A 6,991-nucleotide genomic window follows, 5' to 3' on the forward strand; every position below is an offset into this window, starting at 1 on the left:
CAGAGCCACAGTCAGAGCCACAGTCAGAGCCACAGTCAGAGCCACAGTCAGAGCCACAGGCGAGTGCCAGCCCCGACGTCGCTCTGACCAGTCCACCGTGGCCGGTTGATAGCCCGTCCGAGCCCCCGAAACTCGAACCAACAGCAGTGCTCAAGAGCAGGATGGCTGTTGTTGAGCCCGCATTGCCGGCGGTTGCAGTCGACGCACCCGAGCCCGCTACTCAAACGCTAACCGGTTTGGAAAAAGCTCAATGGCCGGTGGTCGACCTGCAGCAAGATCCAACCCATTGGTGGCAGGTTACCCTGCATCGCTTAGGTTTGATCGGTATGACCAAGACCCTTTTTGCGCACAGCGAGTGGGTCGCCTTTGACGGTCGCATGTTGACCTTGAATATTTCCCCGAATTACAAGAAAGTGATGACCGATAATCACCTGGAGCGTTTCTTGGCGGTGATTGGCACCTGGCTGCCCGGCTGTTGTGAGTTGCACCATGATTTTAAGCCGGTCGAGAAAACCCCCCAGCTGTGGGTCGACCAACTGGTCCTTGTCGCCCGCGACAAGGCCTACAACCATCTGAAAAACGATGTTTTCTTCAATCAGCTGGTGGACCAGTTTGACGCCGAACTTAATCGTGAATCGGCCCAGCCGATCCACAATCCAATACCGTCAGGAGACTAGAAGATGATGAAAGGTGGCATGGGCAATATGATGAAGCAAGCCCAGCAAATGCAGGAAAAAATGCAACAAATTCAGGCTGAAGTGGACCGTATGGAAGTGACGGGTGAGGCCGGTGCTGGTCTAGTGCGCCTGGTTATGACCGGGCGTCATGATGTAAAAAGCGTCAGTTTAGATGATTCCCTAATGCAAGAAGATAAGGAATTGCTCGAAGACTTGCTCGCTGCTGCGGTAAACGACGCGGTGCGCAAGGTCGACAGTGCCAGTAAAGAACGGATGTCATCTGTGACCGCCGGTATGGGCCTGCCACCGGGCATGAAGTTACCCTTTTAAAGGATTTTTGATGTCCTATACACCTGCGACCGATACGCTCATTCATGCCCTGCAAGCCTTGCCCGGTGTGGGCAGCCGCTCAGCGCAACGCATGGCACTGCATCTGCTGGAGCGCGACAACAATGCTGCCCAGGCTTTAAGTCAAGCCTTGCAGGCCGCCCTGAGTCGGGTCCATAAGTGCCCAGCGTGCCGTTCTCTAACCGAAACCGATCTGTGCAGTGTCTGTGCCGATAGCGCTCGTGACCAGCAGGTGGTGTGCGTGGTAGTCAGTGATGCCGATAAGGCCGGACTGGAGATGGCGCAACGTTTTCGCGGCCGTTATTTTGTCCTGCATGGAGTATTATCGCCCATTGATGGCGTCGGTCCGGAACAACTGGGCCTCTTCGATTTACTCGCCTTGGTGCAAGAGCAGGGCGTTGGTGAGGTTATTTTGGCGCTCGATGAGCAGATGGAATCTGAAGCGACCGCCCACTATATCAGCGAACAATTACGACCCCTGGCCGTTAAGCGCTCAAGAATACGCTTTGCTCAGATGCGCAGTGGGTCCTTAGATAAGGTCGATAGTCATGTGATTGCCAATGCGATTACGGACAAAAAGGAGATTGGGCTTGAGTTCGACTGACATATTCACCTGGATTCAGAGCGATCAGGAACTGGCGCAGGTCTGTGAGCTATGGTCTGAGGCCGCTATGTTGGCCCTGGATACCGAGTTTGTGCGCACTGAGACCTTCCACGCCTACCTGGGTCTTATTCAAGTGTGCCGAGCGGAACAAAGTTGGCTGATCGATCCGCTGACCATCACCGATTGGCAACCCTTTGCGGCGATCTTGGTTAACCCGGCGATCGTGAAGGTGTTTCATTCGATGTCTGAAGACGCCGAAGTGCTCAAGCACAGCGTTGGCGTGACCATCGTGAATGTCTTTGATACCCAGATTGCCGCCGGTTTCTTAGGTTATCCGGTGCAAATGAGTTACGCCAAGCTGGTGGAAGGGCTGTTTGATCACCTTTTACCCAAAGAGGCCACGCGCAGCGATTGGCTCAAGCGGCCGCTTGATGACCAGCAGTGTGAGTACGCCGCGGCAGACGTCTACTGGCTCTATCAGGCATACGAGATTTTCGCCGTGCAATTGCGCGCCCAGCAGCGTTACGATTGGGTTATAGAAGATTGTCAGCGCCAGGTCGACAGCTATACACCGGTGGCGCCAGAAGACTACTATTTGAAATTACGCGGCGGTTGGAAACTCAAGGGCAGTCGGTTGCAAGCCTTGAAGGACTTAGCCGCTTGGCGGGAAGTATTGGCACAGGCCTCTAATTACAATAGAGGCCGGATCCTCGCCGATAAGGAACTTATTATTATCGCCGAAAAAATGCCCACCAACAGAACCCAGTTACAACAGGCCTTACCCTTGCCGGCGCGTAAGATACGGCTCTATGGGGATGACATTATCCAGCTGGTCAAGCAAGCCGAGGCGACCCGACGTCAGGATTACCCGGTGTTGATCGACGGTCCCTTGCCAGCCGATCAAGCCGATTTACTGAAGACCATTCGCCATCACCTGGCCGAATTGGCCGAACTGCATAATCTCCCGGTGGAGCTGTTGGCGCGTCGGAAGGCGCTGGAGATGTGGTTGCGCAGTGGCAGTCTGAATGGGCAATACCAGTTACCCGAAGCCCTGAGCGGTTGGCGCAGAGGCATTTTGGTCGATTCGGTCTCGGCGTTGATCAACGCACAATGGGAGCTTCCCAATGAGTCGTGAAATCGTGCGCATCTATCGTTCCACGCGTGACCCCGGTGCCTACCTGTATATGGCAAAAAAGAACCGCTTTGAAGACCTGCCGGAAGGCTTAAAGACAATCTTTGGCCGGCCTGTTGTGGTCACCGATATGTTGCTGACCGCTGACAAGAAATTGGCCCGGGCCGATGCCAGCAAAGTCTTAGCACAGATCGCCGAGCAGGGATTCTATCTGCAAATGCCGCCGCCCAAAGAAGACTACCTGCTCGATATGAATAAGGATAGGTAACGCCAGCATGGCCGATTTAGTATTTTGGAAACGTAAGACGCTCGCGCAGATGAATCAGAGTGAATGGGAATCGCTCTGCGATGGCTGTGGTAAGTGTTGTCTGCAAAAGCTCGCAGACGAAGACGATGGCACTGTTTACTACACCAACGTGGTTTGTCAGTATATGGCCGATGATTGCAGTTGCACCCAGTATCAGGATCGACATGAATTGGTCCCTAATTGCGTCTGGCTAAAGCCTGAGGATGTAGAGAATTTCTTCTGGTTGCCGTCGACCTGCGCCTATCGCCTGTTGTCAGAGGGGCAGGATCTGCCGGCCTGGCATCCGTTGGTCAGTGGCGACCCCGAGCGGATTCACGCGGTGAATATATCGGTGCAACATATGACCTTGATTGCCGACAACAGCATCCCAGAAGACCAGTGGCAAGATCATATTATCGATAACCAATAAAGGCTTTTGGGCATGATTTATCAGGATTTGTATTGGAATGCCGCGATGTTTTATCTGGCGGGTGTTGCCGGGTTTTGGCTCGTGATGTGGAAGCTAACCCGTTATATCAGCTGGCCGCCATTGCGCTGGTGGCTGGTCTGGGTGTTTTTGTGTGTCGTGCTCACGCCATGGCAGGGCATGGAGCCGGAACCCTACTATGCCCCCGCCATTATAGTCGCCGCTTTTGATTTTCTCGATCTGGGCTGGGACTCCGCTTACAAGGTCTTGGCTGCGATGATTAACGCCATTGTGCTCGGTTCGGGGTTAATCGTTTTCGTTGCTATAGTGCTCAAGATCCAAAATATAAAGCTGGTTGAGCGCCGCTCGTTGGCATCCGAAGATGCCGCCGAGGCGGACTGATTGCCACCGCCAGTGGGCCTTGACTCTTAAACCTTCAAAAAGCAGTGCTATACTTTTGCACCGTTTCTGGCTAGTCTTTTGGCTCCTTTAGTACCGTTTCGCGCAGCGCTGGTAGATCGGCCCGACGAGAAATATTCAATTCAACCGTTTAGAGTGAGAAAAAACTATGGCCAATCATATTTTTGCATTAGTGACCATCATGTTGATGGCTGGTGTATTTGGTGGCTTACTGAATTTCTATATGCAGTCTCAGGCCGACACCGACAGCACGAGTATGCCGCGCTCCCTGATCGGCGGACTGGCTGGTGCCTTTGTGGTGCCCTTGGTATTGTTTTTAGTCTCCAGCGACCTGGTTGTCGCCAGTCAGGGTGACCCCAGTGGTATGCTGATTTTTGGTGGCTTTTGTTTGATTGCCGCTTGGACCAGCCGATTTGCGATGACCACGGTCACCAAGCGCATTCAACAGGAATCCCACTTGGCGCGCAAAAAGGCCGACGAGTTAATGATTGAATTGCGTCTGATGCAGCGCGAACTTGAGCCGATGCTCGAGATGGAAACTGAGAGCGATGATGTTGCCGAGTTGGTTGCCTTAGCGCCGGAAGACGAGCTCGATGTCACGTCGACCAATGTGTTGACCGCCCTGGGCAATGGCCGCTATATCTTTCGCAGCCTCAAGGGCCTCTGCGCTGAGAGTGGACTGGATCAACATACCCTGAGCAAAACTTTGGGAATTGTAGTGGCACGCGACCTGACCGGTAAAATACTGAGTAAGAAAGGTACTCGCTGGTATATCACTGAAAAAGGCCGACGCTACTTGGCGGCCTCGATCTAAACCAATGCCGATCCGAGCAGTGCGATAAAAGCCCCATTTCTGGGGCTTTTTGCTGTTATTTGGCTTGATCTTCCAAAAGCCGCTTTAGTTTACCTGCGTTCGGCCGATCTAGGTATTGGAAACCCCATTCGTTACTATAGGTTTGAAACATGGCTGTCAGGCGTTATATGTCGAGCACGATAATAGGTCCTAAGCCATTGTTGACGGGTCTAATATGGCTGGTCTGTTGCTTTGCATCGGTGGTTCAGGCGGATATTCGCATTCTGCTCGACGTTTCTAAAAGTATGGCGGATAACGACCCTAACAACTCCCGTAAGGATGCCATTGAGCTGCTCACCGACACCATACCGAACGGTGAATTCGCCGGCCTGTGGACCTTCGGGCAATACGTCAACATGCTGGTGCCTTATCGCACGGTAACAGATGCTTGGCGCACAGAAGTCGCAACCAAGATCGCGGCTCAAAATAGCCCTGCAATGCGCACTAACCTAGGTCGCGCGTTGGAAAATACTGCCTTCGATTTTAACTATGCGTCCTATTCCGGGCCGTCCCATATTGTTCTGATAACCGACGGTATGGTCGATATCGCACCCAATGCTGAGGTCAATGCGATCGAGCGTGAACGCATTCTCAACCAATTGGTCCCGGCCTATGTGCGCGCGAATGCACGCATCCATACCGTGGCCATGTCTGCCCAAGCCGATCATGGCCTATTGAAACAGATGGCCGAACAAACGGGCGGACGTTATCAGAGAATTGACCAACCCAGTGATCTCTCCAAGGCCCTGTCCGAATTAGCGGCAGAGGTTTATCCGAGCACTCAGCTGGCGTTGCAGGGCAAGGCCTTTACGGTTGACCCCGGCGTGCGTGAGGTAACGGTCCTGATGTATCACCAGGAGGGTGCCGTGACTCTGGCATCTCCGAGCGGTCAAATTACATCGGCCGTTAGCCCCGCGGAGCAAAGCTGGCGAGTCGGCAGAGGCTTCACCCAGGTCAGTGTTATTGCGCCGGAGGTCGGCCAATGGCGCGTGAAGGGTGCCCGCGAGGGTGATTCCAGCATTCGCGTGCGCTCGGATATTAATCTCAGTTGGACCTCACCCTTAGCCTTGACCCTGGCTAAAGGCAGTCAAGTTAATCTCACGGCCTTGTTGCTGGACTCCAAGGGCCAAACCTTGAGTCCAGATTTGGCCGCGCTGATCGAGGCCACTATGCAGGTCGACGGTCAGGCCGTGCCGGTGGTGATTGAACAGGACAAGATTCGGGCGCGCTTTGCGCCGGCGCCCAGTAGCAGCGAGGCCAGTGTTGAGCTAACCGTCGACGGCGGGACCTTTAATCGGCTGATCGATCTTCAGCTGCGTTTTGTCGACCCCTTTGTGTCTGAGGTGTTGATGACCCGCTCCGGTTATGAATGGCGGCTCTATCCCAACCAATATCTGGGCACTATCCAATCAATCGATGCGGTGGCCAGCTATCAGTTGAACGGCCAGACGCGAACGCAGTCATTTGAACTGCAGCAGGGTGGTTATTGGCTCTGGCAACTGCCCTATGATGTTACCCCCGATGCCTATCAGGTGACGCTCAACGGGAGCGTGCGCGATCAGGATTCCGTGCGCTTGCTGCCGGTCCAAACCATCGATCTGATGATTCCGCCCGAGCGGGAAGCGGGCATGGCGATGACCCCCGAGACGCTGGATATGATGGCGCCGATGGCGGATGTCGAGCCAGTGGCGGATATCGAACCAATAGCGGAGCTAGAACCGCCGGTCGAGATTATGCCGCCAGTGGAGATGACGCCGCTGCTCGACAGTGATGCCTTTGTCAAAGATCCGATGCCCGAGTTCGCCGAAATATCCGTCGACCTAACAGTTAGCCTGCCTGCTCTGGACGAAGTTGGCACCGCGGAGCTAAGCCCCGATGCTGCGCCAGCGGAGCCAACTAATTGGCTGAGCTACCTCTTGTTTGTTGTGCCCGGGTTGCTTGTTTTGGGCATTGGCTTCTTGGTCTATCGGTTTTTTGATAAAAAAGCCAAAGCCCCCCTATTAGATCTAGATGGATTTGCAGACCTGGACGATTTAAGTAACCAAGAGCCAGACTTGGATCTGGATCTGTCGGATTTCGACGATGAAGAGTTCGATGGGCCAATTCTAGAAGATGAGGTTTCGGATGAACCCATTCTCGATGATCCAGTATTTGATGATGACACAGCCAACGAGCCGGTTCTCGATGAACCTATTCTCGACGATGAAGTGTCCGTCGAGCCGGTTCTCGATGATCCGGTACTGG

Annotated in this window: 8 protein-coding genes and 1 pseudogene; all 9 read left to right on the forward strand. The window is 53.9% G+C overall.

Going from position 1 to position 6,991, the window contains the following annotated elements; all coding sequences use genetic code 11:
- Window positions 1-677, forward strand: a pseudogene (locus AC4FIC_RS12000) (DNA polymerase III subunit gamma/tau); the annotation flags it as partial.
- Between the two features lie 3 nt (window positions 678-680).
- The gene (locus AC4FIC_RS12005; protein WP_100257499.1) at window positions 681-1,007 is read left to right on the forward strand and encodes a YbaB/EbfC family nucleoid-associated protein; all 327 of its coding nucleotides are present in this window, start codon (window positions 681-683) and stop codon (window positions 1,005-1,007) included.
- Window positions 1,008-1,017: 10 nt separating this feature from the next.
- Window positions 1,018-1,629: a recombination mediator RecR gene (gene recR / locus AC4FIC_RS12010; RefSeq protein WP_273286015.1), complete on the forward strand. Its 612-nt coding sequence runs from the start codon at window positions 1,018-1,020 to the stop codon at window positions 1,627-1,629.
- Window positions 1,616-2,764, forward strand: coding sequence for a ribonuclease D (gene rnd, locus AC4FIC_RS12015; RefSeq protein ID WP_158524356.1), 1,149 nt, complete (start codon window positions 1,616-1,618; stop codon window positions 2,762-2,764). The genes recR and rnd overlap by 14 nt, the downstream gene beginning before the upstream one ends.
- Window positions 2,754-3,029, forward strand: a complete 276-nt coding sequence (locus AC4FIC_RS12020; protein ID WP_100257496.1) for a YcgL domain-containing protein — start codon at window positions 2,754-2,756, stop codon at window positions 3,027-3,029. The genes rnd and AC4FIC_RS12020 overlap by 11 nt, the downstream gene beginning before the upstream one ends.
- Window positions 3,030-3,036: 7 nt before the next feature.
- Window positions 3,037-3,477: a YcgN family cysteine cluster protein gene (locus tag AC4FIC_RS12025; protein WP_100257495.1), complete on the forward strand. Its 441-nt coding sequence runs from the start codon at window positions 3,037-3,039 to the stop codon at window positions 3,475-3,477.
- Window positions 3,478-3,489: 12 nt separating this feature from the next.
- A complete protein-coding gene (locus AC4FIC_RS12030) occupies window positions 3,490-3,876 on the forward strand; it encodes a hypothetical protein (RefSeq protein ID WP_100257494.1) in 387 nt (128 codons plus the stop codon).
- A gap of 166 nt (window positions 3,877-4,042) precedes the next feature.
- Window positions 4,043-4,708 (forward strand): YEATS-associated helix-containing protein, encoded by a 666-nt coding sequence (locus AC4FIC_RS12035; RefSeq protein WP_100257493.1) that lies wholly within the window; start codon window positions 4,043-4,045, stop codon window positions 4,706-4,708.
- A 167-nt stretch (window positions 4,709-4,875) separates the two neighbouring features.
- Window positions 4,876-6,991: vWA domain-containing protein (locus AC4FIC_RS12040; RefSeq protein ID WP_476195012.1), on the forward strand; the 2,116-nt coding region annotated here is incomplete at its 3' end.

The organism is Reinekea sp. (genome assembly GCF_982785585.1).

Coding starts and splice junctions, on each gene's coding strand:
- AC4FIC_RS12005 (WP_100257499.1), top strand. CDS start 681: ATGATGAAAGGTGGCATGGGCAATATGATGAAGCAAGCCCAGCAAATG.
- recR (WP_273286015.1), top strand. CDS start 1,018: ATGTCCTATACACCTGCGACCGATACGCTCATTCATGCCCTGCAAGCC.
- AC4FIC_RS12020 (WP_100257496.1), top strand. CDS start 2,754: ATGAGTCGTGAAATCGTGCGCATCTATCGTTCCACGCGTGACCCCGGT.
- AC4FIC_RS12025 (WP_100257495.1), top strand. CDS start 3,037: ATGGCCGATTTAGTATTTTGGAAACGTAAGACGCTCGCGCAGATGAAT.
- AC4FIC_RS12030 (WP_100257494.1), top strand. CDS start 3,490: ATGATTTATCAGGATTTGTATTGGAATGCCGCGATGTTTTATCTGGCG.
- AC4FIC_RS12035 (WP_100257493.1), top strand. CDS start 4,043: ATGGCCAATCATATTTTTGCATTAGTGACCATCATGTTGATGGCTGGT.